Source organism: Streptomyces sp. NBC_00989, assembly GCF_045162655.1.
In the GTDB taxonomy this organism is placed as follows: Bacteria; Actinomycetota; Actinomycetes; order Streptomycetales; family Streptomycetaceae; genus Streptomyces.
In genome coordinates, this window is sequence record NZ_CP108728.1 from 838,301 (window position 1) to 864,355 (window position 26,055).

Sequence of the window (26,055 nt, forward strand, 5' to 3'; positions counted from 1 at the left end):
CGGCTCAGGTGAGTTCGAGCAGCCCCCGGCGGACGGCCTCCGACACGGCCGCCGCCCGGTTGTCGACCTTGAACTTGCGGTAGATCCGCACGAGATGGGTCTTGACCGTGGCCTCGCTGAGGAACAACACCTCGGCGATGGCCCGGTTGCTGCGTCCCTCGGCCATCAGCCGGACGACCTCGACCTCGCGCTGGGTCAACTCCTGTGCGGGGCTGACCACTTGGCCGACGAGTTCGCCGACGACCTCCGAGGCCAGCCCGACCGATCCCCCGGCGGCCGTACGGACCGCCTGGAAGAGTTCCTCCGGCGCTCCCGCCTTGAGCACATAGCCACGGGCGCCCGCCTCCAACGCCCGTACGACATCGGCCCGTCCGGCATAGCTGGTCAGCATGACGACGGCCACACCCGGTGCCCGCGCGGCGAGCCGACGCACGGCTTCGACGCCGTCGATCCCGCTCCCCGGCCCGGCGAACCGCAGATCCATCAGCGCGACATCGGGCGTCAACTGGGCTGCCAGCCGCACGGCTTCCTCACCACTGCCGGCCTCGGCGATCACGTCGAGGTCCGGTTCGCCGTCGAGCAGGGCGCGCAGTCCGGCCCGTACGACGGCGTGGTCGTCCGCGACCAGGAGGCGGAGCGGTGCGGCGGTCATGCGGTGGTCGCCGCGGTCAGAGGTGCGACGGGCTGGATCCGCGGCAGGGCGGACACCGTGGCACGGACCCTGGTTCCCCGCCCCGGCATGCTGCTGACGTCGAGGTCTCCGCCGCATTCGCGCAACCGTGCCCTGGCCGCGGGCAGCCCGAAGCCGCGGTCAGCGCGGGCACCGGCCGCGAAGGCCACGTCGGGGTCGAAGCCCCGCCCGTCGTCGCTCACTTCGAGTTCCACCCGGTCCCGGTGCCGCCGGTAGCTGACCAACACGCTTGTCGCGCGGGCGTGTTCGCGTACGTTCGCCAGCGTGCTCTGGGCGACGCGGAAGAGGGTGGTGGCCGTGTGGTCGTCGAGGACCGGGTGATGCGCGCCCACCGCCCGGAACTGGACCCGGGTCCCGGCGCCCTCAGTCCGCGAGCGGGCGCACAGCAGCCGCAGCGCGTCCTCCAGGCCCGCTTCGGCGACGGCGGCGGGAGTGAGATCGCGGATCATCCGCCGGGTCTCCGCCAGATTCGCGCCGAGGCCGTCGGTGACGGCGCGGACCCGGGTGCGTGCCACGTCCGGCCGCTCGTCCCAGTCGCGCTCGGCCACCTGGAGCAGCATCACGCTGCCGGCCAGTTCCTGGGCCAGGGTGTCGTGCAGGTCGCGGGCGATGCGGGTGCGCTCCGCGAGTACGCCCGCCTGCCGCTGTTGCTGGGCCAACGTGTCCCGGGTGTCCCGCAGTTCCTCCACGAGCCGCTGGCGGACGGTCGCGTCCCGCTGCTGCGTCCGGTACAGGGCGACGGTCGCCCACACCGCCGCCAGGGGGACCAGCACGACCTCGGGGTCGAACCGCCCCACGGACCGGACGAGCGACCCCACGAGTACGACGGTGATCACGGCCACCGTCACCGCGGCGGCCCGCCGGTCGAGCACCCTCAGGGCGGCGCAGGCGAGCGGAACGGCGCACCACACGTAGGCAGTTGTCAGCGGTGCCTGGGTGAGGAAGGTCAGGACGGTCCACAGCAGGATCAGTACGGGAATCCAGGCGCGTCTGCCGAACGGCCCGAGCCGGTCCCACCACGTCAGTCCGCCCGCGTACACCAGGGCCAGCGCTCCGCTGAGGCTCACGATGTACCAGCACAACGGGATGTCGATCACGGCGAGCCGGACGAAGCCCGCCCCGACGACGAGGAACAGCGCGAGATGGGAGACGTGCTCCAGGGTGTGCCAACTGCCGTGAGCGGTCGGCGGAGTGCGAGTGGGCACGGCGGATCCCCTTGGGCCACATGATCCGGACAGGGCCCCCGAGTCTATCGACCACCTGTATGACCAGTGTGAACGGTGGGCACCGTCACGCCCCCGGATGCAGCCCCAGCCAGCCCGGCGAGGGATCGCCCTTGACCTCACCGAAGTAGAGGGAGAAGGTCTGCTTCCAGCGTTCGACCTCCGCGCGGTCGGCCATGAAGCGCGGGAAGCCGTCGATGTTCGCGTTGGGGTACTCCCAGATCGGCTTCAGTCCCGCCGGGAGCGTGGTGTCGGTCCGTACCGACCAGCCGTTGAAGGACGCCCGCTGCTGGGCGTCGGACAGCTGCCAGTTGAGGTAGAGCTTGGCGGCCGTCTGATTCCTGGCCTGCTTCAGGATCGCGGCGCGCTGGCCCCAGGCCATGAAGGGGTGGCCGTCGGGAACGACCCACTTCACGGGAGACGTGGAGGTCAGCGCGCCCGATGTGGCGACGCCGATCGCCTTCTGCCCGCCGCGGACCGCGTCTCCCGGGGAGTTGCTGCCCCGGGCGAACCGCACGTCCTGTCCGGCGAGCGCGGCCACCCACTCCCAGCCGTACCGCTGCGCGTACAGCGAGTAGAGGTAGAGGGACGCGTCGTCGTCGTGCGGGTAGGACGAGGCGATCTTCCCCTTCCACCTGGGGTCGATCAGATCGAGCGGGGACTTGGGAGCATCCGCACCGACCGCGGCGACGTCGTAAAGGAAGCTGAAACCGATCGCGCCGATGGCGACCCAGGCGCCCTGCGGGTCCTTGAACTTGTCGTAGACCTTCGAGAAGCCGGCCGCCTTGTAGGGCAGCAGGCGGCCCTGCTCCTTCCAGCGCGTGAAGTCCTGGAGCGTCTGGAGCTGTACGACATCGGGGACCAGGGTGTCGGTCGCGAACTGGTTGTCCACGCGCACGTCGTGGTACTTGCTGTAGTCGACGATCAGCGTCAGATCCATCTCGGGAAAACGCTTCCTGAAGGCCGCCTTGGTGGCGTCCTGCTGGGTCGGCGTGTCACCCCCGGCATAGATCACCAACTTGCCACCGTCCGCCAGAGCGGCCCGGTACAGCTCGTCGAGCGTCCGGGTCTCCTCGGCTCCTGAGCCACTCCGGGAGGACCGCCCGGACGAGGCGGCAGCGGCGGGCGTGGCCGCGGCACCAAGCACACTCATCCCGAGGGCGGCACCGGCTCCACCGGCAAGTACACGTCGTCTACTCAGAAAACTGGACACTCTACGGGGCCTCTCTGAGGGGGGCTTGAACCCATGAGCCGCGCGGGCGGAAGCCCGGTGCCATGGTCATCCGTGATTCTTCAGCCGCCCGGGGGCCGCTCGCGTCGTCCGTACGGAGCGAGGGATGCGCAAAAGGTTGAAGTGGCGTTCAACCGATCGGTTGAACGGATGCCCGGCGCCTGCCTTCGGTCATACGGGCGGCTCGACCCGTGCCGCATCGCCGACCTGCCGCACCTGATCAACCGTCAGGCGCCGGACGTCCCAGAGCAGTTCGGCCACGTCTGTCGCCACCGGTCTCTGGGATGGGGTGCCGTCGGGGAGGTCGATACCGGTGAGGACGGACAGGGTGTCGGCGGGGATGCCCAGGAGGGTCGCGAAGTCGACGAGCAGGTCGGGGGTCAGCTCCTTGCGGCCGTGGCCCACCATCCCGTACGTGGACGCGGACCAGTAGCGGCCGGTCATGAACAGGAACGTCCGGGCCATACCCATCCAGCTCAGGTTCCGGTTGCTGAGCATACGTACGAGCACGCCCCCGAAACCCCGCTCGTACTGTTCGTACACTCGCGACGTCGGAACCGGCTGCGTGCGGTTCTCCTGGGGCAGCGACTGGACGAGTTGACGCAATCGGTGCCTGCGCTCAGGCGGCAGACTCATGGCGGCCCGCACGAGACCGGGGACCATCCCTCCCGCCCTTACATCCAGGGGAGCCAACTCGTCCGGTACCGCCACCCCGGCGATCACGCACAGGTCGGCGGCGTGCAGGTGCAATGCCGGACCGAGTCTCCGGAGCAGCGACGGGCTCGGCACCATGCCGTCGAACACCGCCCGGAGTTCGGGTTCCGGGATCCCCGCCGACCTCGACAGGTCAGTGAGGTCCAAGTGCCGGTGTCTCGCCAACCGTGCCAACAGCACGTCGAAACCCGGGAGTTCCGTCATTCCGGCGCCGGGCGCAGGCCCGTGACCGTGACCGTGACGAGTCGTCGTACCGCTGCTTTGGAGGGCAGGACGCCGGCCGCGGCGAGGGCGTGGAGGCAGTAGGTCGCCAGTTCGTCCGGGGAGATGTCGTCGCGGATGTCGCCTGTCTGTGCGCCCTCGGCCAGGAGTTCGCGGAGGAAGTGGTGGAGGTGCTGCTCGGCGCCGACGACGTGTGCGCCCTGGTGCAGCAGGGCGCCGAGTTCGGGGCCGTGGCCGTGGCGCCGCTGCTGGATGAAGGCGTAGGCCTCCAGGACCGCTCGCAGCCGTTCGCCCGCGCTGCCGGGGCCGTCCCGGAGTTCGGCGAGTTCCTTGAGGTGCCCGGCGATCTGCTGCTCGTGCCACGCCGTCATGATCGACTCGACGTCCGGGAAGTACTTGTACAGCGTGGCCCGGCCGATCCCGCTCTCCTCGGCGATCTTCGACATCGTCACCGAGCGCAGCCCGCGCTCGGTCACCAGCACCGCCGTGGTCTCCAACACCGTGTCGCGTACGGCGCGACGGTGTTCCTCGATGGTCTCGTTCCAGAGCTTCGGCACCGCCTCAGCGTACATCCCGCCGCCATCGAGACACCATGCGTTGACAGCGACACTGTGTATCGATAAAGCTTCGGGGACCCGACCGAACCGAGGAACCGAACCCATGCTCACCGCCGAAGCACACATCCCCACCGACCGCCCCGGCCGGTACCTCGTACAACTCTGCAAGCACTTCGCCAACAAGGGCCGCCACCTCACTCATCGCCCGCGGACCCACACGCTCCCGGAGCTTCGGCCCGACCAGATCCAGGTCGAGTGGACGGACAGCGACGGGACGCTCCGCCTGCCGTGGGGGCAGTGCACCCTGCACGCCGCCCCCGGCACTCTGCGGGTGCGCATCGAGGCCGACGACCAGGAGAACCTGGAGCGACTTCAGGACCTCGTCAGCACGCACATCGGCAGGTTCAGCAGGCGCGATCCGCTGCGGGTCGAGTGGCAGTCGTCCGGGGCGTCCGTCGACGCACCCGGCAGGGCGACAACTCCACCGCACCAACTCCACGGCGGCCGGACCCGGTTCGTCGTCATCGGCGTGGCGGTCGTCGCCGTAGCCCTGCATCTCGCGCTCGGCGGAACCGTCCTGGCGCACACGTCATGGACCGGCCGGGTCGTGGGGTTTCTGGTGACGGTCGTCGCGGTGAAGATGACCCTCGTGGGTCTCGCCCTGCGTCGCCACAGGAGCCGTATCGGATAGGCCTTGCCGGACGGGCCCTGTCGCGCACAATTAATACCCCCTGGGGGTATAGTCGTCCTGCCAGTCGGACACCGGAGAGGGGCGGGTTCATGGGAGCGATCGGGCACGCGTTGTCCATTGCCGGTTCGATGACCTGGGAGGTCACCTGGGCGCTGATCCTCGGGTTCACGCTCTCCGCCGTCGTACAGGCGGTGGTACGTCGGTCGACGGTCGTACGGCTGCTCGGTGACGACCGGCCGCGCACGCTCGCCCTGTCCGCCGGGCTCGGCGCGGCCTCGTCCTCCTGTTCGTACGCGGCCGTCGCGCTGGCCCGCTCCCTGTTCCGCAAGGGTGCGAACTTCACCGCGGCCATGGCGTTCGAGATCGCCTCCACCAATCTGGTCGTCGAACTCGGCGTGATCCTGGCCCTGTTGATGGGCTGGCAATTCACCGCCGCGGAGTTCGTCGGCGGGCCGATCATGATCGTCGTCCTCGCGGTGCTGTTCCGTCTCTTCCTGCGTCAGCGTCTGCTGGACCGGGCGCGGGAGCAGGCGGAGCGCGGGCTGGCCGGTTCCATGGAGGGGCACGCGGCGATGGACATGTCGATCGGGGGCGAGGGGAGCTTCGTCCGTCGGCTGTTCTCGCGGGACGGGTTCACGTCCGTCGCGCACATCTTCGTGATGGAGTGGGCCGCGATCCTGCGCGACCTGGTGGCCGGACTGCTGATCGCGGGCGCGATCGCCGCCTGGGTGCCGGACAGCTTCTGGCACACCTTCTTCCTCGCGGACCATCCCCTCGCCGCGAAGCTGGTCGGACCGCTCGTCGGCCCGTTGGTGGCCATCGCGACCTTCGTCTGCTCGATCGGCAACGTGCCGCTCGCGGTGGTGCTGTGGAAGGGCGGCATCAGCTTCGGCGGAGTGATCGCCTTCATCTACGCCGACCTGCTGATCCTGCCGATCCTGAACATCTACCGGAAGTACTACGGCGCCCGGATGGCCGGCTTCCTGCTGGTCACCTTCTTCGCGGCGATGGCCGTCGCCGGGTACATCGTCGAGTTCGCTTTCGGCGGTCTCGGCCTGATCCCCGACCAGGCCGACGCCAAGATCCCCGACGACGGGATCACCTGGAACTACACGACCTGGCTCAACATCGTCTTCCTGCTGCTGGCCGCGAGTCTGGTCGTACGGTTCCTGCGCAGCGGCGGCCCGGCCATGCTGCGGATGATGAGCGGTTCACCGGAGCACGGCGAGCAGGAACAGGCGCACGAGCACCACCACCACTAGGTTCTGTCCGGTCGTTCGCTCCGTGAAGCGGCCTGGTCCGGCCCGGTCCGAGGCGACTGGGCCCGCTGGCGCAGGGTCGCGATACCGGCCAGGAAGATGTCGACACCGGCGATGAACTGCTCACGGTCGTCGTGCTCGCGCAGCTTCGTCGCCGCCGCGTGCACGTACGGGTACCTGCTGGGGTCCAGGCGCGCCCACTGCTCGGCGGCGGTGTCCAGGAAGGCGACGCGGTCCGTGTCGCCGGCGGCACGGCGTCGGGCGTTCGCGGCGTTCTGCCCGGCGACGCCGAGGACGTAGTTCACTAGCGTGCCGGCCGCGTCGAAGCGGGCCCGCTCCGGGACGGCGAGTGCGTCCAGCAGCCTGCCGATGCTTTCGTAGAAGTCCAGCATCGCGGGCCGCCACGGTTCACGGGAGAGTTCGGCACCGACCCAGGGATGCGCGTCGATCGCGTCGAACAGACCCACGGCCACACGGCGCAGTGCTTCCCCCGGGTCCGCGTCCACGGCCACGTCGGTCAGCACGCGCGCGATGATGTCGTCGGTGGCCGCAGCGAGCAGGTCACCCTTGTCCGCGACGTGGTGGTAGATCGCTCCGTAGCCGGTGCTCAGGCGCACGGTGAGCGCACGCAGCGTCAGCGCGCTCTCGCCTCCGCCGTCCAGAAGGTCGGTCGCGGCCCGGATGATCACCTCCCTGGAGAGGCCGTCCGTGCGCCGCGGGGCCCGCGGGGATCCCTTCGCCGTTCTCTTCGCCATGGTCCCCAGTGTCGCATGAATGGATCGCCGATCCACAGCAGTGCTAGCTTGTTGGAGCGACGATCCAATACGGGTCGGCGACGGGCGTTTTGCGAATCCGGCGAGCTTGTGAGGGAAGCCATGACGACACCGGTCACGATCATCGGCGCGGGGCTGGGCGGTCTGGTGCTGGCCCGCGTGCTCCATGTGCACGGCATCCCGGCCACGGTCCATGAGGCGGAGCCCTCGCCGACGGCGCGCCACCAGGGCGGACTGCTCGACATTCACCCCGAGAACGGCCAACCGGCGCTGGCGGCGGCGGGTCTGACCGAGGAGTTCCGCAGGCTGGTCCTGCCCGGCCGCGAGTCCTACCGGGTCCTGGACCGGACGGGAACCGTACTGCTCGACCTCCCGGACAACGGCACCGGTCGGCGCCCCGAGGTGCCGCGCGGCGCGCTGCGACAGATGCTGCTCGACGCGCTTCCGGCCGACACGGTCCGCTGGTCCCACAAGGTCACCGGCGTGCGGAGCCTCGGCGAGGGCCGTCATGAGGTCCGGTTCGACGACGGCACCACCCTCGTCACAAGCCTGCTCATCGGCGCCGACGGCGCGTGGTCGCGGGTGCGCCCGGTGCTCTCCGGGGCCACTCCCGAGTACGTCGGCGTGTGCAGCGTGGAGACGTTCCTGTTCGACGCCGACACCCGCCATCCCGCCGCTGCGGAAGCGGTCGGCGCCGGATCACTCTTCGCGCTCGCTCCGGGCAAGGGGCTGCTGGCCCATCGAGAGGGCGACGGAACCCTGCACACCTACGCGCAGTTGAGGAAGCCCGAGGACTGGCTCGCCGACCCGGACACCACCGGTTCCACGACCGTGCCCCTGACCGCACAGGTCGCGAAGGAGTACGACGGCTGGGCCCCTGAACTCACCGCCCTGATCAGCGACAGCGACACCCCGCCGATCCTGCGCCGCATCTTCACGCTGCCGGCCGGGCACCGCTGGGACCGCACGGCGGGAGTGACCCTGCTCGGCGACGCGGCCCACCTCAGGGCGCCGAACGGCGAAGGCGCCAACCTGGCCATGCTGGACGGCGCCGAACTCGGCCAGGCCCTCGCAGCACACCTGAACGACGTCGAGGCCGCGCTCACCGAGTACGAGCGGAGCATGTTCACCCGCGCCGCCGCCGTAGAGGCGAACGACGACGACATGTACACCACCATGATCGACGACGACGCACCCCACAGCATGCTGGCCCTGATGACCGGGGCCGAGCGCGATTCATGATGCACGGCACGTCGAGGCGCACCTAGCTGGCCACCTCTTCGGCAGCACCGAACGAGCCCTACGGTCCGACGACAAGACGAGACCAGACCTCGGCGTGGTTCCGGATGTAGTCGATGTCCCGTACGTACAGGGCGAGATGGCCCTCCTCGATGTGCCGCTGGAAGTTCTCGTCACCGGCGGCGGCACCCTCCTGCATGAAGTCCGCGAGGGCCTTCAGCCGGGGTGCGGCCATGTCCATCACCTTCCGCCGTTCCTGACGCGTGCAGCCGTACGCGTCGAGGAAGTCCCGGGCGCGACGGGCCTGATGCTCGGCCGTGCCCCAGCCGTCGTGGTTGTCGGGGTGGGTGAGCGGGGCGTAGCGGTAGAGGGCGTAGGCGAGGTCCCAGGCCCGGGGGCCCGGGCGGGCTGCGTCGAAGTCGATGAGTCCTACGGCCTTCTCGCCGGTGAAGACGCAGTTGTACGGCGCGAAGTCGCCGTGGCAGATCACCTCGACCGGCGCGAGCGCCTCGAACTGCCAGTCACCGCCGGGGTGTTGGGCGAGGTCGGTGGTGGCGTCGTGGTAGCGGCGCAGGAGGCGGGCCGAGGTGGTGAGTGCCTGGCCGCTGCGGACCGCGTCGGGCAGGGGGTAGTTGCCGACGTCGCCCACCAGGTAGGTCAGGATCGTCCGGCCCTGTTCGTCGGTTCCGTGCGCGGCGGGAGCACCTTCGAAGCCCTGACGTTCGAGGTGGTCCAGCAGCCGGTGCACGGCGGGGCTCCAGGGCATGACCGGCTTGCGTACGGTCTCACCGATCCGGAAGACGCGGGCAGTGCCACCGCCGGTCAACTCCTGTGCCTCCGGCTCCGCTTGCCCTTTCCCTTCGGCGGAGTACGGGCGGGCGTCGGCGGACATGGTGATCTCCTCGCGTGCCGGGATGTTCTGGTCGTTGCGGTCCGGGCTCTTCGCCGATGGGAAGCGGCGATGGTGGACTGCCGATCAAGTAGCTTACGTGGACGGCCTGTTGCCGTGCCGCGGCGAAAACGGGGGGTGCGATGTCGGCGGGCATTGAGCTGGAGAAGGTCTGGGCGCCGTCCGTCACCGATGGCTGGGCAGGGCGGCGCCCGCTGTGGTGGACCGTCGGCCCGGCAGGAGAACTCGCCGTTCTGCTCGTTCATCGGAAGTACCTGCACCGGATCCACTACATCAAGGGCTGGGTGGGATGGGGCCCGAAGCTGCCGTTCGACGGGGTGTTGGTGATGCGGCTGGCCGACGGGTCGGTTCAACGCCGACCGATCACGGATGTACAGGTCTGGCCCAGTCATATCGCGCTTCTCCCGGACTCCCGACTCCTCGTCGCGGGTGGTCGCACGCGCAAGGAGGACACGGGTTCATGGAAGCCGAACGCCGCCGTGTTCTCCCTGGCGAGCGGTGAGCAGCAGGACTCCTTCTGCGTCGGCGACGACATCCCCGCTCTGGTGACCGACCACAACGGATCGATCTGGACGGCGCACGGTGACGAGGGCATCTACGGAGGGCATCCGGAGTCGGCAGCCGGGCTGGCCGGCTGGAGTGTCACGGGGGAAGCGATCTGGGGCCCTGAAGGTCGCCTCCCCGACAGGCCGTTGCAGGGTTGCACCGCCGCCACCGAGGGCGACCGGGTGTGGCTGATCTGGTACTCCGGTACGCGTCGCGGCGGCACGTTCCTCACGCGGATCACCCCCTCCACGGGCGAGGTGACGAGCTGGCCGAGCCCTGTACCTCAACCGGACGGATTCGCCGTACGCGGCGATCGGGCCGTCCTGACCAGGCGCGATCACAACGAGCCGACAACCGAAGTGGTCCGGGCCCTGCTGCTCGACGACACCTGGAGTGTGACCGGGCGGGACAAGGTCCGAGTGCCGGGGCGGGTTGTCCTGCGCTGCGGTCAAGGGCGCGACGGATTGTTGTGGCTTCGCACCGGCGACACCTGGCTGCGCATCGAGGCCTGATGCAGCGCGCCGAGCGTCGCCACTGTCGAGACCTGCCCGACGTGGGCGCCGGGCAGTCACTTCCGCACTGAAGCAGCCCTGCGGAAAAGGCAGTTGCCGATCCGGTACCGGTCATGAACGATCTCCGTTCATGATGACGAGCCCCACCCACTCCACTCCCCGCCCGCTCGCCCTGATCACCGGAGTGGGGCGGACCGTCGGCATCGGCGCGGGTGTCGCCCGTCAACTCGCGGCCTCCGGTTGGGACATCGCCTTCACCTACTGGACTCCCTACGACGAGCGCATGGCCTGGGGCCCCGAGGCCGACGCGACCGACGCCATCACCGACGCCCTCGCCCAACACGGCGCCGCCACAACGGCAGTTGAGGCGGATCTCACCGACCCGGACACTCCGGCCCGTGTCTTCGACGCGGTCGAACGCGACCTGGGCGGTGTCACGGCCCTGGTGATGTGCCACTGCGAGTCCGTGGACTCCGGTCTGCTCGACACCACCGTCGAAAGCTTCGACCGGCACTTCGCGGTCAACGCCCGCGCCACCTGGCTGCTGATCCGCGAGTACGGCCGACGGTTCGCCGCCGCGCCGGGCAGCGGCCGGATCGTCGCCCTCACCAGCGACCACACCGTCGACAACCTCCCCTACGGCGCCAGTAAGGGCGCCCTGGACCGCATCGCCCTGGCCGCCGCGCACGAACTCGCCCACCTCGGCATCACCGCCAACGTCATCAACCCGGGGCCGGTGGACACCGGTTGGATGACCGACGAGGGCCGCGCGCACGTGCTCGGCCGGACGCCGCTCAACCGCCTCGGCACCCCGCAGGACACCGCCCACCTCGTCGACTTCCTCTGCTCGCCGGAAGGCCAGTGGGTGAACGGTCAACTCCTCATGAGCAACGGCGGATTCGCGTAGTACCGCCCACCGCTTCAGGCGGCACGAGCGCACTCCTCGGCCAGCCGCAGGCTCTGCCCGACGGCGTGCGGGATGTCGTCGACCGGGAACAGCGTGTGCCGTACGGTCCGTTCGGCGTCGACGATCAGGATCAGGCGTTTGTGGCGGAGGCGGCCGGCGCCCCGGAAGGTCGGTAGCCGTAGGGCCGCGCCCAGTTGGTGGTGGGCGTCGGAGAGGAGCGGGTACGGGATCTCCTCGGCGCGGGCGAACTCCGCTTGTTCGTGCGGGAGTTGGGTGCTGATGCCGCGTACGTCCACGCCTGTGCGGCGGAAGTCGGGCCAGGCGTCCCGGAACAGGCGGTTCTCCAAGGTGCAGCCCGGGACTCCGGGGATCTCCTCGTCCCAGTCGACTCCCGTACCGGGGTAGGTGAACAGCACGGTCGCGGCGGCGTCCGGTGAGAGCACGGGCAGGTCGGCGCCCTGCGCGCCGGGGAGTTCGAGGTCCTCGGGCACACGAGTGCCGGGGAGCCGGAGTTCGTCGGGCACGCGGGTGCCGGCCAGGGCATGCACGCGAGTGTGCTCGGCGCTGTCGGCGTCGGCCGTGGCGGTGAGGCTTCCGTCGCCGAGCACCCATCGGTCGCCCCAGTCCTGCATGGCGACGAGGAGGGGCAGCAGCGCGAGTCCGGCATCGGTGAGCACGTACTCGTAGCGCACCGGGCGTCGTTGGTAGAGGCTGCGGCGCAGGACGCCTTGGGCGACGAGCCGGCCGAGGCGTTCGGTGAGGACGTTGCGGGACAGGCCGATCTCGGCGGCCAGCGCGTCGAAGCGGACGTGGCCGCGGGCGATCTCCCGCAGGATCAGAACGTTCCACCAGTCTCCCAGAACCACGGCGGCCCGGGCGATGCCGCAGGTCTCGTCGGCGTTGTGCATCCTCATGCGCCCATAGTAGGTTCTCTTTCAGGACTCACTTTGTTTCTCAGTGGAACTTACCGCCCGCCGATGTCCGAGACGCGGGCCCAGCGTGAGGAGCTGCACCGTGACCGCCATCAGCCGGGTCGTCGCACGGGAGATCATCGACAGCCGGGGCAATCCGACCGTCGAGGTGGACGTGGAACTCAAGGACGGATCGCTCGGCCGCGCCGGCGTACCGTCGGGCGCCTCCACCGGCGCCCGGGAAGCGGTCGAACTCCGCGACGACGACCCAACCAGGTTCCATGGCAAGGGAGTTCGGCGCGCCGTCGACGCCGTCAACGAGAGCATCGCGGACGCCGTGATCGGACTCGACGCCGAGAACCAGGCCGCCGTGGACCGGACCATGATCGAACTGGACGGCACGGACAACAAGTCGCGGCTCGGCGCCAACGCCCTGCTCGGCGTCTCCCTGGCCACCGCCAAGGCGGCCGCGACCGCGCACCGGCTGCCGCTGTACCGCTACATCGGCGGCGTCGACGCCCGCCTGCTGCCGGTGCCGATGATGAACATCGTCAACGGCGGCGCCCACGCCGACAACCCGCTCGACTTCCAGGAGTTCATGATCGCGCCCATCGGCGCGGCCACCTTCGCCGAGGCCGTCCGGATGGGCTCCGAGGTCTTCCACACCCTGCGCCGCGACCTGATCGCCGCCGGCCACAGCGTGAACGTGGGCGACGAGGGCGGCTTCGCCCCCGACCTGCGCACCGCCGACGAGGCCCTCGACTTCGTCGTGCACGCCATCGAGAAGACCGGCTACAAGCCCGGCACCGACATCACCCTCGTCATGGACCCGGCCACGTCCGAGTTCTTCCACGACGGCGTCTACGACTACACGGGCGAGGGTGTCCGCCGCACCCCGGCCGAACACGCCGACTACCTCGCGACGTTGGTGGACCGCTACCCCGTCGCCTCCATCGAGGACCCGATGGCCGAGGACGACCACGACGGCTGGCAGGCGCTCACCGCCCGGCTCGGCGAGCGCTGCCAGCTGACCGGCGACGACGTGTTCTGCACCAACGAGGCGCTGTTGAGCGCCGGAATCCGGGACGGGATCGCCAACTCGGTCCTGGTGAAGGTCAATCAGATCGGCACCCTCACCGAGACCCTGGCCACCGTGGCGACGGCCCACCGTGCCGGCTACACCGTCGTCATGTCCCACCGTTCCGGCGAGACCGAGGACACCACCATCGCCGACCTCGCCGTCGCCACCGGCTGCGGTCAGATCAAGACCGGTTCACTGTCCCGATCCGACCGCACCGCCAAGTACAACCAACTCGTCCGTATCGAGGAGGACTTGGGCGACCAGGCGCGCTACGCGGGGCGCGCCGCGCTGGGGCTGCGCCGCTGACACCGGGGAGGATCGTCGTGCATCGCCCGGGGTCGTCACCTCAGCAGCGGCAGGCCAGGGGTTCCCGAAGCCGGACGGACGGGCGTCCGCTCCGGTCAGGAGACCTTGGCCCCCAGCAGGTCGACCGCGGTGATCACCGGCGGCGCGCCGAGCTTCGTCTGCGCGGCCTCCCCCAGGGCGGCGGCGATCCGGCCCACCAGGTGCGCCTGACGTCCCTCCTCGTCCTCGAAGGTGTCGAACACCCCGAAGGTGGTGGCGCTCTCACGGAACGCGAACCACGCCACCGTGCCCTCTTCCCGCTCGGCCAACTCCTGGGCTCCGCGCAGCATGGCCTCCACCTCGTCGGCGTATTCCGGCTTGGCCTCGATGCGTACCAACAGACCGACCTTCACTGCGACCACTCCTTGCGTACGAACCGCCGGGCTCCCGGCGCACGACGAACCTATGGCGGCGGCCGGTGATCACATCAGCGGCAGAAACGACACCGTTGATAGTGTTTCCGCCATGCAGGTAGCGGTCGTCGTCTACGACGGAGTGTTCGACTCGGGGCTCTCGGCGGTCCTCGACGTGCTGAGCAACGCCAACGCGCTGGGCGGGCGCATCCACGAGTCGTCGCCCACCTGGAACGTGACGCTGGTCGGCCCGACTCCGCAGGTGCGGACGGGAGCGGGATTCCTCGTGTCCCCCGAGCCGCTCGAGGTCGCCGAGACCGCGGACCTCCTGGTCGTACCGGCACTCGGCGAGAGCGATGCCTCGGCGCTGCTCGACCATGTCGGTGGCGAGGTGTCCCGGCCCGTCCGCGACCTGATCGCGCGAACTCGCGCCCGCGGCACGACCGTTGCGTCGGCCTGCGCGGGTACCTTCCTGCTGGCCGAGGCAGGCGTGCTGGACGGGCTGCGCGCGACGACGACCTGGTGGCTGTCGCCGGCGTTCCGGACCCGGTATCCCAAGGTCCGGCTCGACCACAGCCAGATGGTCATCGGCTGCGAGGGCGTCATCACCGCCGGCGCGGCCTTCGGCCATGTCGATCTCGCGCTGGCGATCGTCCGGGCCGGCAGCCCCGCGCTCGCCGACCTGGTCGCCCGCTATCTCGTGGTCGACGAACGCCCGTCGCAGGCGGCGTACACGATTCCCAGTGCGCTGGCCGAGAGCGATCCCACCCTCGCGGCCTTCGAGGTGTGGACCCGCGAGCATCTGGCCGAGCCCATCAGCATCCCCGAGGCGGCCAGAGCCATCGGTGTCAGCGAACGGACGCTGCAGCGTGCCGTGCAGCGCACGGTCGGGACGTCTCCGATCCGGTTCGTCCAGGACCTGCGCATCGAACGCGCGTCACATCTCCTGCGCACCACCGGCCTGTCCCTGGAGACCATCTCCCGGAGGGTCGGCTACGAGCACCCCAACACGCTGCGGGTGCTCCTCCGCGAACGCACCGGGAAGACGACGTCGGCGCTGCGCGGCAGCAAGTGATGCCAGGTCGCTTCAGGGGATGAGCACGATCTTTCCGCGCGTGTGACGCTTCTCCAGTTCGGCGAACGCGTCACGGACGCCGTCGAGCGGATAGGTGGCGGCGATCGGAATCTCGATACGGCCGGAGGTGACGAGGTCGGCCATCTCGGTGAGCACCTCACGGGTGGAGGCGTCGGCGCTGCCCGCGCTCCTGGTGCCCAGCTCCTGCGCCTTCTGGAACGAGATGATCGTCTCGATCCGGTCCCTGGGAATGCCCAGTTCTGCGGCGAGTTGGACGTACTCGGGGCCGAAGAGGTCGATGAACGCGTCGATCCCGTCGGGCGCCGCCGCGGTGAGCGCATCGGCGAGCCGGTCTCCGTACGGGACCGGGGTCGCGCCGTGGGCGGTGAGCCAGTCGGCGTTGGCGGGCGAGGCGATGCCGAGGACGTGTACGCCCCGTACGGCGAGGAGTTGGACGACGACGGTGCCCACACCGCCGGCCGCGGCAGAGACGGCGACGGTCTCACCGGGCTTGGGAGCCACCGCTTCCACGGCGGCCCACGCGGTGCAGCCGACGACGTAGAGGGCGCCGGCCACCTCCCAACTCAGGGCGTCCGGCTTGGAGATGAGGTGCGACACCGGTACGACGACGTGAGTGGCCTGGCTGGAGCGCTCCCAGGAGAAGCCGAGAACCTCGTCGCCGACGGCGAAGTCGGTCACGCCCTCGCCGAGTTCGGTGACGACGCCCGCGAGGTCGCTGCCCTGGCCGGACGGGAAGGCCGCGGGGAACCGCTCGTGCATCGCGCCCGAACGGATCGCCGCCTCACCGGGGTTGATACCGGCCGCCCGGACCTCCACGAGGACTTCTCCCGCGGCGGGTCGGGGCATCGGCACCTCGGTGACGTGGAGGACGTCACGGTCGCCGTACTGGTCGAAGCGCACTGCTCGTGCTTGTGCGGGGCTCATCTGGTCTCCTTGGTCAGGGGTGTTGGCCCGGGGCCGGGATCCGCGGGGGTGGCGGCGCGGAGTACGGCGAGCGCGCTCGCGAGGTGGCCGAGTGCCGTGTCCGGGAGTGGGCAGGCCAGTCGCGCCGCGAGTTCGCGGTCGAACACGGGACCCGCCTCCGCCACCAACTCCCGCCCCGCCGCCGTCAGTTCGACGATCGAGGAGCGGCGGTCGGCGGGGTGCGGGCGCCGGGTGCAGTGGCCGAGCTTCTCCAGCCGGTCGACGGCCTGACTCGCGCCGCCGACCGTGATCGAGAGGGCGGCGGCTATGTCGTTCACCCGGCAGGAACCCGCGTGTTCGACGACGAGCATCACGTTCAGACCGCCCAGGGTCACCTCGCACTCCTGCCGGAGCCGGGCGTCGATCCCGTTCCACAGGTCGGTCTCGAAGCGCACCAGGTCGTCGAACACTTGCCGCAGGTCCACGGGCGGGCCCTCCCCGCTAGATACATTAGCTCTAATCATATTAGAGCTAATGCACTGTGGACGCATCCCTCTGGACCGACTCGGGCTCGGGCGTGGGACCGCCCTCGCTCAGACCGAACCGCTCGTGGAACGTCCGCAGGAAGCCGGGCGCGTACCAGGCCGAGCGCCCGAGCACGCGCATCGCGGCGGGGACGAGGATGCCGCGTACGGCGACGGCGTCGATGAGGATGGCCAACCCGCTGCCCAGGCCGAAGAGTTGCATGAAGCTGAGCTTGGCCGTCCCGAAGGCGAAGAAGCTCACCGCGAGCAGGCAGGCCGCCGCGGTGACGATGCGTCCCGTGTGGCCGAGGCCGTTGGTCACGGCGGACTCGTTGTCCTCGCCGAGGTCGTGGAGTTCCTTGATCCGACTGGTGACGAAGACCTCGTAGTCCATCGAGAGCCCGAAGGCGATGCAGAACATCAGCACGGTCATGGAGACGTCCATGGGCTGCGCAGTGAAGCCGAGCACGGAGGAGAGGTGGCCGTCCTGGAAGATCCAGGTCATGACGCCGAGGGTCGCGCCCAGGCTGACCATGTTGAGGAACAGCGCGCGCAGCGGCTGGACGACGCTGCCGGTGAAGAGGAAGAGCAGGAGGAAGGTGGTGAGGGCGACCAGGGCCACGGCGAGCGGGAGCCGGCTGCCGACGGAGTGCTTGGAATCGACCAGTACGGCGTCGACTCCGCCCACCAGAGGGTGCGTTCCGGCGGGCGGGGCGACCGCCCGCACATCCCGGACCAGGTTCTGGGCCGCGTCGGACTTCGGTGTCAGGGTGCTCACCACGCTGATCTGCTGTGCGTCGGGGCGGCCGAGGGCGGCGCTGCCGGAGCCGGTCGCCGTGGACTGTCCGTCGGCGTAGGTTCCCGCGCTGGTCTCGACGCGGACGACGCCCTTGAGGCCGGACAGCTCGGTGGCGTACGACTCCAGCGGGGCCTTGCCCAGGGGCTTGTCGATGACGATGTGGAGGGCGGAGTCGTCGTTGCCGTTGAACTTGTCGCGCAGGACCGAGGAGACCTGGCGGCTCTGGGCGTCCTCGGGCAGGACGCGCTCGTCCGGTGTGCCGAAGGTGATGCCGAGGAGCGGGCCGGCGGCGACCAGCAGGACCGCGAGCACGGGCAGCGCGGTGAGCGCGGGCCGCTTCATGACGGTGGCGGCCAGCCGTCCCCACAGGGGTGCCCGGGTGGCGGTACGCGTGCGGTTCGCCCAGGGCAGCCGGCCGCCGTTGACCCGGTGGCCCAGGACGACGAACAGGGCCGGCATGACGAACAGGGTGCTGACGGCCGCGATGACGACGACCCCGACACCGGCGTAGCCGAACGAGCGCAGGAAGTACTGCGGGAACACCAGGAGTGCCGCGAGCGCGGCCGCCACGGTCGCGGCGGAGAACGCGACCGTACGGCCCGCCGTGCTCACCGTGCGCCGGACGGCGTCGTCCACGCTCGCCCCTGTCGCGAGCTGCTCGCGGAACCGGCTGACCATCAGCAGGGCGTAGTCGATGCCGAGGCCCAGGCCCAGCGCGGTGGTCAGGTTGATCGCGAAGACGGAGACGTCGGTGACGCTGCCGAGGACGTACAGCTCGGCGAACGTGCCCGCGATGGCGATGGTCCCGATGGCCAGCGGCAGCAGGGCCGCGACCATGCTGCCGAAGACGAGCAGGAGGAGTACGAGGGTGAGCGGCACGGCGATGGACTCGGCCAGGACGAGGTCCTCGCCCGACTGGGTGCCCATATCGCTGGTCACGGCGGCGCCGCCGCCCGCCCGGACCGTGAGGGTCTTCTCGTACGGCCCTGTGTAGGCGTCGATGACGCTCTTCGCGTTCTCGTCCCGCTCGGTGTCGTCGCCCTTCACATGGGCGAGCACCATGGCGTCGCGGCCGTCCTTGGAACGGAGGTCCGAACTGCCCGTGTCCCAGTACGAGATGACGTTCTCGAGGTGCTGGTCCTTCTTGAGTTCGGCCACCAGAGCCTGTCCGCTCCGCTGCGCGGCCGGGGCGTCGACGCGCCCTTCGGAAGCACCGACCAGCAGGACCAGATTCGTCTCCCCGCCGAACTTCCGGTCGATGACCTTCGCGGCCCGGGAGGACTGGGAGGCCGGGTCGTCATAGCCCCCGCCCTGCAACTTCGCGAACGCGCCGGCGCCCAGGACGCCCATGAGGGCCACAGCCACGACGGCGACGACGAGTACCAGCCGGGAGCGGCGGATCGCCAGTTCGGCTATGCGTTCAAACACGCCTGTTCTCCTTAGATATCCATACGTTTAATGTCCATACGGTGAAAGAGGCGCGAAACAGCCGGAGTTGATCAACGGGGCACTCTTCGTCGCCGCACACGACGTTAGTGAGGAGCAAGAAGATTTGGCAGTGTTAGATTTTCCTCACACTTCGCAACAACGGGGTACACACAAGGAGTTGGCGTCGTACGGTCGCCGCATGGCCGTCGACGAACGCACCACCACCCCTCCCTCGCTGCGCGAGCGGCGCCGGGCCGCCGCCACCCAGGAGATCGTGGACGCGGCCGAGCGCCACCTCACCGAACACGGGCCCGCCGCCCTGTCGTTGCGAGCGGTCGCCCGCAGTCTCGGCATGACCGTGCAGGCGCTCTACCACTACTTCCCGAGCCGGGACGCCCTCGTCACCACGCTCGTCACCAAGGCGTACGACGACCTGGCCGATGCCGTACAGGCCGCCGTCGACGCCCCGTCGGACGAGCCGGACCTGCCCCGCCTGGTGATCGCGACCGAGGGCTATCGCCGCTGGGCCATCGCCCACCCCGAGCGCTTCCAACTCCTCTACGGCACACCCCTGCGGGACTACGTGGCGCCCACCGACGGCCCGACCACGCAGGCCTCGCGCCGGATGAGCGAGATCTTCGAGCGCGAGCTGTTCGAGGGGTACAGCGCGGAGCGACTCGCCGCGGCCGACGTCCCCGTGCTCTCCCCCGCACTCCGCACCTACCTGGAACAGTTGCCGCACTACGGCCAGGGATACCTCCCCTCCCCCGCGACCGCTCTGCTGATGAGCGCGTGGGGGCACCTGCACGGCATGGTCGCCCTGGAGGTGTTCGGGCACACGGCCTTCCTCGGTGACCACCAGGCCGAGCTCTTCCGCATGGCCATGCGGAACCTGCTGGCGGACATCCACCGCAGGATCCCGTGACACGGTCCGCTTGAGAACACCGTTGCTTGCAGCCCGCGTCGACGTCGCACTAGCTTGCCGAGGTGGATCTCTTCTCACGCTCGTGGACGGCGCTGCTCGCGGCGGTGGCAGACCTCAAGGACTCGGACTTCGCTCAGCCGTCGGGCTGTGCCGGATGGCTGGTGCGGGACCTGGTCTGTCATCTGGTCATCGACGCCCAGGACGTCCTGATCACCCTCGTGACGCCCGCCGACACGGAACCGACCCGCGACGCGGTGACCTACTGGGCGGTCACCCGGACACCACCCACCGGCGACGATCCGCTCGACGCGCTGACCGTCCGGCTGGCCGCCGCGTACGAGGAGCCCGGGCTGCTCAAGTTCCATCTGGACGACGTCGGTTCGGCCGCGGGCCGCGCCGCCCGGCTCGTCGACCCCGGCCTGCGGGTGAGCACGCAGGACGAGGTTCTCACCGCGGGCGACTACCTCTCCGCGTACGTCCTGGAGTGGACCCTGCACCACCTCGACCTGGTCGCACACCTCCCGGACGCGGCGGGGCCGTCCCCTGAATCGCTCGCCGGGGCACGGGAGTTGCTGGAGAGGATCGCCGGGGCGACGTTCCCGTCGTCGTTCTCCGATACGGATGCGCTGCTCGTCGGCACCGGACGGCGTGCGCCGAGCGATGCGGAGAAGGCGCGACTGGGCTCGCTGGACACCGAGTTGCCGCTCGTCCTGGGATAGTCGCGCCCCTTCGGCAACTCGGGCTGGGGTGAGCCGAGTTGCCGAGGGGCGGAGAGCTGCCGTGGTCGGTCAGAGCGCGGCGGCCGCCGCACGTCCCGCCTGGCGGCCGGAGAACAGACAGCCGCCGAGGAAGGTGCCCTCCATCGAGCGGTAGCCGTGGACTCCCCCGCCGCCGAAGCCGGAGACCTCACCGGCCGCGTACAGACCGGGAATCGGCGTACCGGTGGCGTCCAGGACCCGGCCCGAGAGGTCGGTCTGCAGGCCGCCCAGCGTCTTGCGGGTGAGGATGTTCAGCCGGACGGCGATCAGGGGTCCGGCGCTGGTGTCGAGGATCTTGTGGATCGCGGCCGTACGGCTCAGTGAATCCCCGGGGTAGGAAAGGGCGTTGCGGATGCCCATCACCTGGGCGTCCTTCGAGTACGCGTTGTCGATCTCCCGGTCCCGGGCCTCGATCTGCCGCTGGAGATCGGGCAGTTTGATCAGGCCGTCGCCGGTGAGCTTGTTCATGCCGAGGACCAGCTCGGAGAGGGTGGTGGCGGTGACGAAGTCGACCCCGTTCTTCCTGAACTTCTCGATCGGCTCCGGCGTCTGCCAGATGCGCGAGAGCAGCATCAGGATGTCCTTGTTGGTGAGGTCCGGGTTCTGCTCGGACCCGGAGAGCGCGAACTCCTTGGCGATGATCTTGCTCGTGGTGACGAACCACGAGTAGTCGTAGCCGCTGGCGGTGATCGAGCCCAGGGTGTGGAGGGTGTCGTAGCCCGGCATGTCGGGGGCGGAGAACCGCTTGCCGGTGGCGTCGAACCACATCGACGACGGTCCCGGGAGGATGCGGATGCCGTGGTTGGGCCAGATCGGGTCGTAGTTCCTGAGGCCCTCGGTGTAGTGCCACATCCGGTCGGGGTTGACGATACGGCCGCCCGCCGACGCGGTGATCCCCAGCATCCGGCCGTCCACGTACGCCGGCACACCGGTGATCATGGTCTTGGGTGCGGTGCCGAGCCGGGCCGGCCAGTTCTGCCGTACGAGATCGTGGTTGGCGCCTATGCCGCCCGAAGTCACGATCACCACAGGGGCCTTGAGCGCGAAGTCGCCCACCACGGTGCGGGAGGTGGCCTTGCCGCGCTGGGCGGTGCTGGGTTCGAGGATCGCGCCGCGCACGCCGGTCACGGCACCGTTGGTGCGGACGATCTCGTCGACGCGGTGCCGGAACTTGAAGGTCACCTTGCCGCTCGCGACCCCGGCGCGCACCTGCTTCTCAAAGGGCTCGACAATGGCTGGGCCGGTGCCCCAGGTGACGTGGAAGCGGGGTACCGAGTTGCCGTGTCCGTCCGCGAGGCCGCCGCCGCGCTCGGCCCAGCCGACGATCGGGAACCAGCGGATGCCGAGGCCGTAGAGCCAGGACCGCTTCTCGTTGGCCGCGAAGTCCACATACGCTTCGGCCCACTTGCGGGCCCAGTAGTCCTGGCCGGTCGGGTCGTCGATGCCCCGGTCGAAGCCGGCCGTGCCCAACCAGTCCTGCCACGCCAGCTCTTGGGAGTCCTTGATGCCCATGAGCCGCTGCTCGTCGGAGTCGATCAGGAACAGTCCGCCGAAGGACCAGAAGGCCTGGCCGCCGAGGTTGGACTCGGGTTCCTGGTCCAGGAGGAGCACTTTCTTTCCTGCGGCGACCAGTTCGGCGGTCGCGACGAGACCGGCGAGGCCGTGTCCGACGACGATGGCGTCGGCGTCCGAGGTGCCGGCCGCGAACGCCGGTACCGCGTGCGCCGCGAGGGCGGCGCCGGCGGCGACACCGCCGGCCACCGTCAGGGCTCTTCGTCTGCTGATCGGTGTGGGGGCCGAGTTCTCCATGGGGTGCCTTCCGGATCAGATACGGGAGGTGCGGGAGGTGTGTCCGACACGTGGAACGTGCCGCGACACCTCAGTTGTTACCGCCGGTAGCACCTAGGGAAACCAAGCTGTGTCAGCCGTGTTGCGGGAGTGTGGTTCAAAACGGAGTGAGTGGGGTTTCAGAACAGGGTGAGTGAGGTTCAGGACAGGGCGAGCGGGCCGTCGCGGTCGATGAAGCGGCCCGATCCCGAACCGGGCTTCTCGGTCGCGAGCCGGACGATCGCGTCGGTTCCCTCGGTGACGGTCTGGGGGCCGCTGTGGCCGTTGAGGTCGGTCGCCGTGTAGCCGGGATCGGCGGCGTTGACGCGAACGTCCTTGAGCGCCTTGGCGTATTGGGTGGTCAGCATGGTCAGGGCCGCCTTGGACGCGGTGTAGAGCGGCGCGATCACGGAGGACTCGATCCGCGCCGGGTCGTGGGTGATGGCGAGCGAGCCCATGCCGCTGCTGACGTTGATGATCACCGGGTCCGGTGAGTGGCGCAGCAAGGGGAGGAACGCGGTGATCGTGCGGACCACGCCGAAGACGTTGACGTCGAAGACGCCGAGCGCGTCCGCGCCGGTCAGGTCGGCGGGGTCGCCGTGCGGGCCGTGTACACCGGCGTTGTTGATCAGGACGTCGAGGACGCCTTCGTGTGCGGCGACATCGGCTGCCGCGGCGGCGACGGAGGCGTCGTCGGTGACGTCGATACGGACGAACCGCGCACCGAGTGCGGCGGCGGCCTCCGTGCCCCGTTCCTCGTCGCGGGCTCCGACGATCACGGTGTGGCCGAGGGCGAGGAGGCGGCGGGCGGTCTCGTGGCCGAGACCCTTGTTGGCTCCGGTGATGAACATGGTGGTTATGCGTCGATCGTGCCCACCGCGCGGGTGCACTGCCAGGGACGCTTCGACCGTAGGAACGGCATTACCAGGCTCGGGAGTCGGAGGAACATGGAGGAGGATGGAGGACATGGCGACGAACGAGAGGCTGGGACCAGGATCAGGAGTGGAACCGGGATCAGGCGTGGGACTGGGACTGGGTGCGACGATCCGTGCCTGGCGGGAGCGGTTGTCCCCGTCGGCCGTGGGGCTGCCGTCCGGTCGGCCGCGGCGTGCGACCGGTCTGCGCCGTGAGGAACTCGCCGAACGCGCCGGGGTGTCGGTGGACTATGTGGTGCGCCTGGAGCAGGGGCGGTCCACGGCGCCCTCGGCGCAGGTCGTCGCCTCGCTCGCACATGCCCTCCAACTGACCGCCGTCGAGCGGGAGCACCTCTACCGCATGGCCGGGCTGGTCCCGCCGAACGGCGAGCCGATCCCCGATCACCTGCCGTCGGGGGTGCACCGGGTGCTGAACCGGCTCGGGGACGTCGCCGTCGCCGTGTTCGCCGCCGACTGGCAGCTGATCTGGTGGAACGCCGGCTGGGCGGCGCTGCTCGGCGACCCGTCGACCAGGCCGCCCGAGCAGCGGAACTTCGCTCGCGAGCGGTTCCCGGTCCGTTCCGACGACGGCGCACGTGACGTACGCATCGCCTCGTGGCCGGTGCTGGTGACGAACGGCGACGCCTCGGACCTCGCGATCGTGTCCGACCTGCGCCGCGCCACCGGTCGTTTCCCGCACGACGTCCGCCTGGCGGAGCTGATCCGTCAACTCACCGCGGGCAACGCCACGTTCGCCCGGCTGTGGGCGAGCGGCACGGTGGCCGCGCACCGCGAGGACCGCAAGACGGTCGAGCATCCCGAGGTCGGGCCCGTGAACGTGGACTGCGATGTCCTGACGGACGGCGACTCCGACCTGAAGATCGTCATCCTGACCGCAGCGCCCGGGAGTTCGGACGAGGCGACGCTGCGGCGGACGATAGCCGGCGACGCCTCACGCGCGCCGACCCGCTGAATGGGGTCAGTGCTTGGCGAACTGGACCCGCGTGGCCTGCGTGACGTTCGCCCGGACCGCGAGTGCGGGGACGGTGAGTTGTTCGCCGTAGATGTCGGTGAGCCTGAGCGCGCCGCCGCAGCCGCTGCCGTCCTCGGAGATGAAGTAGTTGTAGTCGGTGCGCTCCAGCTGACGCCAGCCGCTGCCCGCGCGAACTTCGAGGCGGGCCAGGGGATTTCGGTGACCGATCGCCTGGATGCCGCACCAGTAGCGGGTGGAACCCGTCTTGTAGCGGATCGAGATCGTGTCGGAGGTGCTGGGGCTCGCCAGGTTCCAGGTGATCGGGATCCGGCCGGCCGAGGGGGCGGCTAGTTTGGCGAAGGCCTGGGCGCTGAGGTCGATCTGGCCGGGTGCGCAGTCCCCGGGGCATTCGTTGGTGATGCGGACCGTGATGGTGGCGCCGTTGGCCGCGTGGACGAGTACGTACGCTCCGCACGCCTTGGACGACTCGTAGTCCGAGGTGTTCATCGCGCCGGTCATGACGTCACCACTCGGGTCGTACAGGCAAGCGCCGCCGCCGTCCGCGTCGTAGAAGGTGGCGACTCCCCGGTAGGTGACACTGGGGCGGATGCGTCCGGCCAACGGTGCGGTGCCGGAGGCCTGTTGACCGGTCTTCGTGGCCGGCGGTGCGGCCGAGGTGGTGGGCGCGTGGGCGGACGGCGTCGCCGACGGCTTCTTCGATGCGGCGGTCGCCCGCGCGGAGGCGGTCGAACTGCCGCTCGGGGACGGCGAGTTGGACGTACTCGTGCTGGTCGCGGAGGGCTCGGTCACGACGCTTCCCGCCTCGGCCTTCACTTCCTCGTTGCCCTTCTGGCCGGGCAGGAGCACCAGGGCCAGGGAGACGACGATGAGTACCGCGGCCGCCGACAGGAACAGCCACCGCTTGTTCACCGGACCTCCTAGATGGCCGCCACCCGTTGCTCGGAGTGAGGGAAGCAGCGATCGTGCCAGCCGCGGCGGGGCGGCGGCAAGCCCTTTCTCTGGCGGCGTAGTTGGAGACGGGTGTGGCGTCGTCGTGCTCACGGGGTTACTGATGCGTACCGAAGAGGATCCATGCGGCCTGAAGGCCGGCTACTTACGCTCGAACCCGCCGGCCCGGCTCCAACGGAGAGTGCTGTCCGCCGTGAAGACGACCTGCTGCCCGTCGTCGGAGACGGAGGCCCGTTCCCAGCCGTCGAAGTTCTTCGTGACGTTGACGTTCCACTCGGTCAGGCTGCTGGTACCGATGGCCGCGATGGACTCGGTCGGCGGTTCACCGTCGTAGCAGTAGGTCCCGAAGTCGGCGATCGCGGCGACGGTTCCGTTCTTGGCGCGCAGTTCGATGCCCTGGCACGCGTCGGTCTTGGTCCGGTAGATGACCTTGGGTTCGGTCCACGCCTTCGCCCGGGGGCTGTAGTGCTGCTCGACGAGCCCCTTGCCGCTCAGGTAGTGCAGGGCCACGCGGCGTCCGTCGGCGAGTTTCACCTGGGCGTTGTACGGGCTGGGGCTGCCGCTCCACTCGAGGTCGCTCTTCTCCAACTCGGCGCTGTACACAGAGGAATCCGGGGAGGCGACCCTTGAAGGGGCTGTCGTCGCCGGATCCTGATGATCGCCGCAGGCCGCCGCGGCGATCATCACCGACACCACCACCGTCGCCCTGGCCAGCACTTGAATGCCGGGCTTGTGCATACACGCCTCCCGTCGACCTGCCTCAGCGCAGCATAG

At 69.7% G+C, this 26,055-nt stretch carries 26 protein-coding genes; 10 read left to right on the forward strand and 16 right to left on the reverse strand.

Annotated elements, in window-relative coordinates; all coding sequences use genetic code 11:
- Positions 1 to 4 precede the first annotated feature (4 nt).
- The 5 genes from OG714_RS03770 to OG714_RS03790 form a co-directional block, all read right to left on the reverse strand.
- Positions 5 to 652: a response regulator gene (locus OG714_RS03770; protein WP_406118488.1), complete on the reverse strand. Its 648-nt coding sequence runs from the start codon at positions 650 to 652 to the stop codon at positions 5 to 7.
- Positions 649 to 1,896, reverse strand: a complete 1,248-nt coding sequence (locus OG714_RS03775; RefSeq protein ID WP_406118489.1) for a sensor histidine kinase — start codon at positions 1,894 to 1,896, stop codon at positions 649 to 651. Before OG714_RS03775 ends, OG714_RS03770 begins: the two co-directional genes overlap by 4 nt.
- An 85-nt stretch (positions 1,897 to 1,981) precedes the next feature.
- Positions 1,982 to 3,127 (reverse strand): ABC transporter substrate-binding protein, encoded by a 1,146-nt coding sequence (locus OG714_RS03780; RefSeq protein WP_406118491.1) that lies wholly within the window; start codon positions 3,125 to 3,127, stop codon positions 1,982 to 1,984.
- 189 nt (positions 3,128 to 3,316) lie between these two features.
- Positions 3,317 to 4,006, reverse strand: coding sequence for a hypothetical protein (locus OG714_RS03785; RefSeq protein ID WP_406118492.1), 690 nt, complete (start codon positions 4,004 to 4,006; stop codon positions 3,317 to 3,319).
- Positions 4,007 to 4,059: 53 nt separating this feature from the next.
- Positions 4,060 to 4,638: a TetR/AcrR family transcriptional regulator gene (locus OG714_RS03790; protein WP_406118494.1), complete on the reverse strand. Its 579-nt coding sequence runs from the start codon at positions 4,636 to 4,638 to the stop codon at positions 4,060 to 4,062.
- 103 nt (positions 4,639 to 4,741) lie between these two features.
- Between OG714_RS03790 and OG714_RS03795 the strand changes: the two genes are divergently transcribed.
- Entirely contained in the window at positions 4,742 to 5,329 is a 588-nt protein-coding gene (locus OG714_RS03795; protein WP_406118496.1) for a DUF2218 domain-containing protein, read from the forward strand.
- An 89-nt stretch (positions 5,330 to 5,418) separates the two neighbouring features.
- Positions 5,419 to 6,591 (forward strand): permease, encoded by a 1,173-nt coding sequence (locus OG714_RS03800; protein WP_406118498.1) that lies wholly within the window; start codon positions 5,419 to 5,421, stop codon positions 6,589 to 6,591.
- Here OG714_RS03800 and OG714_RS03805 read toward each other — a convergent pair.
- Positions 6,588 to 7,343, reverse strand: coding sequence for a TetR/AcrR family transcriptional regulator (locus OG714_RS03805; RefSeq protein WP_406118500.1), 756 nt, complete (start codon positions 7,341 to 7,343; stop codon positions 6,588 to 6,590). The two genes, OG714_RS03800 and OG714_RS03805, sit on opposite strands and share 4 nt — an antisense overlap.
- Before the next feature lie 120 nt (positions 7,344 to 7,463).
- Between OG714_RS03805 and OG714_RS03810 the strand changes: the two genes are divergently transcribed.
- Positions 7,464 to 8,603 (forward strand): FAD-dependent oxidoreductase, encoded by a 1,140-nt coding sequence (locus tag OG714_RS03810; protein ID WP_406118502.1) that lies wholly within the window; start codon positions 7,464 to 7,466, stop codon positions 8,601 to 8,603.
- A gap of 58 nt (positions 8,604 to 8,661) precedes the next feature.
- On the opposite strand, the gene OG714_RS03815 is transcribed toward OG714_RS03810, so the two are convergent.
- Positions 8,662 to 9,492: a phosphotransferase enzyme family protein gene (locus OG714_RS03815; protein WP_406118504.1), complete on the reverse strand. Its 831-nt coding sequence runs from the start codon at positions 9,490 to 9,492 to the stop codon at positions 8,662 to 8,664.
- Between the two features lie 140 nt (positions 9,493 to 9,632).
- Here OG714_RS03815 and OG714_RS03820 point away from each other — a divergent pair, with 140 nt between their 5' ends.
- On the forward strand, positions 9,633 to 10,568 hold the full coding sequence (locus tag OG714_RS03820) for a hypothetical protein (RefSeq protein WP_406118505.1): 936 nt from the start codon (positions 9,633 to 9,635) through the stop codon (positions 10,566 to 10,568).
- A 133-nt stretch (positions 10,569 to 10,701) separates the two neighbouring features.
- Positions 10,702 to 11,475 (forward strand): SDR family oxidoreductase, encoded by a 774-nt coding sequence (locus OG714_RS03825; protein ID WP_406131709.1) that lies wholly within the window; start codon positions 10,702 to 10,704, stop codon positions 11,473 to 11,475.
- A gap of 14 nt (positions 11,476 to 11,489) precedes the next feature.
- Here the strand turns inward: OG714_RS03825 and OG714_RS03830 are convergent, their stop codons facing one another.
- The gene (locus OG714_RS03830) at positions 11,490 to 12,389 is read right to left on the reverse strand and encodes a winged helix-turn-helix transcriptional regulator (RefSeq protein WP_406118506.1); all 900 of its coding nucleotides are present in this window, start codon (positions 12,387 to 12,389) and stop codon (positions 11,490 to 11,492) included.
- 100 nt (positions 12,390 to 12,489) lie between these two features.
- Here OG714_RS03830 and eno point away from each other — a divergent pair, with 100 nt between their 5' ends.
- Complete coding sequence (eno, locus tag OG714_RS03835) at positions 12,490 to 13,773, forward strand: phosphopyruvate hydratase (RefSeq protein ID WP_406118508.1); 1,284 nt, start codon at positions 12,490 to 12,492, stop codon at positions 13,771 to 13,773.
- Positions 13,774 to 13,868: 95 nt separating this feature from the next.
- On the opposite strand, the gene OG714_RS03840 is transcribed toward eno, so the two are convergent.
- The gene (locus OG714_RS03840; protein WP_406118509.1) at positions 13,869 to 14,165 is read right to left on the reverse strand and encodes a putative quinol monooxygenase; all 297 of its coding nucleotides are present in this window, start codon (positions 14,163 to 14,165) and stop codon (positions 13,869 to 13,871) included.
- 112 nt (positions 14,166 to 14,277) lie between these two features.
- Here OG714_RS03840 and OG714_RS03845 point away from each other — a divergent pair, with 112 nt between their 5' ends.
- Positions 14,278 to 15,240: a GlxA family transcriptional regulator gene (locus tag OG714_RS03845; protein WP_406118510.1), complete on the forward strand. Its 963-nt coding sequence runs from the start codon at positions 14,278 to 14,280 to the stop codon at positions 15,238 to 15,240.
- Positions 15,241 to 15,252: 12 nt separating this feature from the next.
- Here OG714_RS03845 and OG714_RS03850 read toward each other — a convergent pair whose 3' ends face one another.
- From OG714_RS03850 to OG714_RS03860, 3 genes are read right to left on the reverse strand one after another with little or no spacing between them, the layout of a single operon-like run.
- Positions 15,253 to 16,185, reverse strand: a complete 933-nt coding sequence (locus OG714_RS03850) for an NADP-dependent oxidoreductase (RefSeq protein WP_406118511.1) — start codon at positions 16,183 to 16,185, stop codon at positions 15,253 to 15,255.
- Complete coding sequence (locus OG714_RS03855) at positions 16,182 to 16,649, reverse strand: MarR family winged helix-turn-helix transcriptional regulator (protein ID WP_406118512.1); 468 nt, start codon at positions 16,647 to 16,649, stop codon at positions 16,182 to 16,184. Before OG714_RS03855 ends, OG714_RS03850 begins: the two co-directional genes overlap by 4 nt.
- A gap of 46 nt (positions 16,650 to 16,695) precedes the next feature.
- Positions 16,696 to 18,915: an MMPL family transporter gene (locus OG714_RS03860; protein WP_406118514.1), complete on the reverse strand. Its 2,220-nt coding sequence runs from the start codon at positions 18,913 to 18,915 to the stop codon at positions 16,696 to 16,698.
- A 199-nt stretch (positions 18,916 to 19,114) separates the two neighbouring features.
- On the opposite strand from OG714_RS03860, the gene OG714_RS03865 reads away from it, so the two are divergent.
- A complete protein-coding gene (locus tag OG714_RS03865; RefSeq protein WP_406118516.1) occupies positions 19,115 to 19,840 on the forward strand; it encodes a TetR/AcrR family transcriptional regulator in 726 nt (241 codons plus the stop codon).
- A 62-nt stretch (positions 19,841 to 19,902) separates the two neighbouring features.
- Positions 19,903 to 20,559, forward strand: coding sequence for a maleylpyruvate isomerase N-terminal domain-containing protein (locus OG714_RS03870; protein ID WP_406118517.1), 657 nt, complete (start codon positions 19,903 to 19,905; stop codon positions 20,557 to 20,559).
- A 69-nt stretch (positions 20,560 to 20,628) separates the two neighbouring features.
- On the opposite strand, the gene OG714_RS03875 is transcribed toward OG714_RS03870, so the two are convergent.
- Together OG714_RS03875 and OG714_RS03880 are read right to left on the reverse strand one after the other, a co-directional pair.
- Complete coding sequence (locus OG714_RS03875) at positions 20,629 to 22,407, reverse strand: FAD-binding dehydrogenase (protein ID WP_406118518.1); 1,779 nt, start codon at positions 22,405 to 22,407, stop codon at positions 20,629 to 20,631.
- A 179-nt stretch (positions 22,408 to 22,586) separates the two neighbouring features.
- Positions 22,587 to 23,285 (reverse strand): SDR family NAD(P)-dependent oxidoreductase, encoded by a 699-nt coding sequence (locus OG714_RS03880; RefSeq protein WP_406131710.1) that lies wholly within the window; start codon positions 23,283 to 23,285, stop codon positions 22,587 to 22,589.
- Between the two features lie 106 nt (positions 23,286 to 23,391).
- On the opposite strand from OG714_RS03880, the gene OG714_RS03885 reads away from it, so the two are divergent.
- The gene (locus OG714_RS03885) at positions 23,392 to 24,312 is read left to right on the forward strand and encodes a helix-turn-helix transcriptional regulator (RefSeq protein ID WP_406118519.1); all 921 of its coding nucleotides are present in this window, start codon (positions 23,392 to 23,394) and stop codon (positions 24,310 to 24,312) included.
- 6 nt (positions 24,313 to 24,318) lie between these two features.
- Here OG714_RS03885 and OG714_RS03890 read toward each other — a convergent pair whose 3' ends face one another.
- Positions 24,319 to 25,242, reverse strand: a complete 924-nt coding sequence (locus tag OG714_RS03890; RefSeq protein WP_406118521.1) for an expansin EXLX1 family cellulose-binding protein — start codon at positions 25,240 to 25,242, stop codon at positions 24,319 to 24,321.
- Between the two features lie 180 nt (positions 25,243 to 25,422).
- Complete coding sequence (locus OG714_RS03895; RefSeq protein ID WP_406118522.1) at positions 25,423 to 26,019, reverse strand: hypothetical protein; 597 nt, start codon at positions 26,017 to 26,019, stop codon at positions 25,423 to 25,425.
- Positions 26,020 to 26,055: the final 36 nt, after the last annotated feature.

Excerpts from the sequence above, each read along its gene's own strand:
- OG714_RS03875 (WP_406118518.1), bottom strand. The coding sequence starts at position 22,407 with ATGGAGAACTCGGCCCCCACACCGATCAGCAGACGAAGAGCCCTGACG.
- OG714_RS03885 (WP_406118519.1), top strand. The coding sequence starts at position 23,392 with ATGGCGACGAACGAGAGGCTGGGACCAGGATCAGGAGTGGAACCGGGA.
- OG714_RS03820 (WP_406118505.1), top strand. The coding sequence starts at position 9,633 with ATGTCGGCGGGCATTGAGCTGGAGAAGGTCTGGGCGCCGTCCGTCACC.
- OG714_RS03825 (WP_406131709.1), top strand. The coding sequence starts at position 10,702 with ATGACGAGCCCCACCCACTCCACTCCCCGCCCGCTCGCCCTGATCACC.
- OG714_RS03850 (WP_406118511.1), bottom strand. The coding sequence starts at position 16,185 with ATGAGCCCCGCACAAGCACGAGCAGTGCGCTTCGACCAGTACGGCGAC.
- OG714_RS03810 (WP_406118502.1), top strand. The coding sequence starts at position 7,464 with ATGACGACACCGGTCACGATCATCGGCGCGGGGCTGGGCGGTCTGGTG.
- OG714_RS03805 (WP_406118500.1), bottom strand. The coding sequence starts at position 7,343 with ATGGCGAAGAGAACGGCGAAGGGATCCCCGCGGGCCCCGCGGCGCACG.
- OG714_RS03770 (WP_406118488.1), bottom strand. The coding sequence starts at position 652 with ATGACCGCCGCACCGCTCCGCCTCCTGGTCGCGGACGACCACGCCGTC.
- OG714_RS03865 (WP_406118516.1), top strand. The coding sequence starts at position 19,115 with ATGGCCGTCGACGAACGCACCACCACCCCTCCCTCGCTGCGCGAGCGG.
- OG714_RS03830 (WP_406118506.1), bottom strand. The coding sequence starts at position 12,389 with ATGAGGATGCACAACGCCGACGAGACCTGCGGCATCGCCCGGGCCGCC.
- OG714_RS03845 (WP_406118510.1), top strand. The coding sequence starts at position 14,278 with ATGCAGGTAGCGGTCGTCGTCTACGACGGAGTGTTCGACTCGGGGCTC.
- OG714_RS03815 (WP_406118504.1), bottom strand. The coding sequence starts at position 9,492 with ATGTCCGCCGACGCCCGCCCGTACTCCGCCGAAGGGAAAGGGCAAGCG.
- OG714_RS03800 (WP_406118498.1), top strand. The coding sequence starts at position 5,419 with ATGGGAGCGATCGGGCACGCGTTGTCCATTGCCGGTTCGATGACCTGG.
- OG714_RS03895 (WP_406118522.1), bottom strand. The coding sequence starts at position 26,019 with ATGCACAAGCCCGGCATTCAAGTGCTGGCCAGGGCGACGGTGGTGGTG.
- OG714_RS03795 (WP_406118496.1), top strand. The coding sequence starts at position 4,742 with ATGCTCACCGCCGAAGCACACATCCCCACCGACCGCCCCGGCCGGTAC.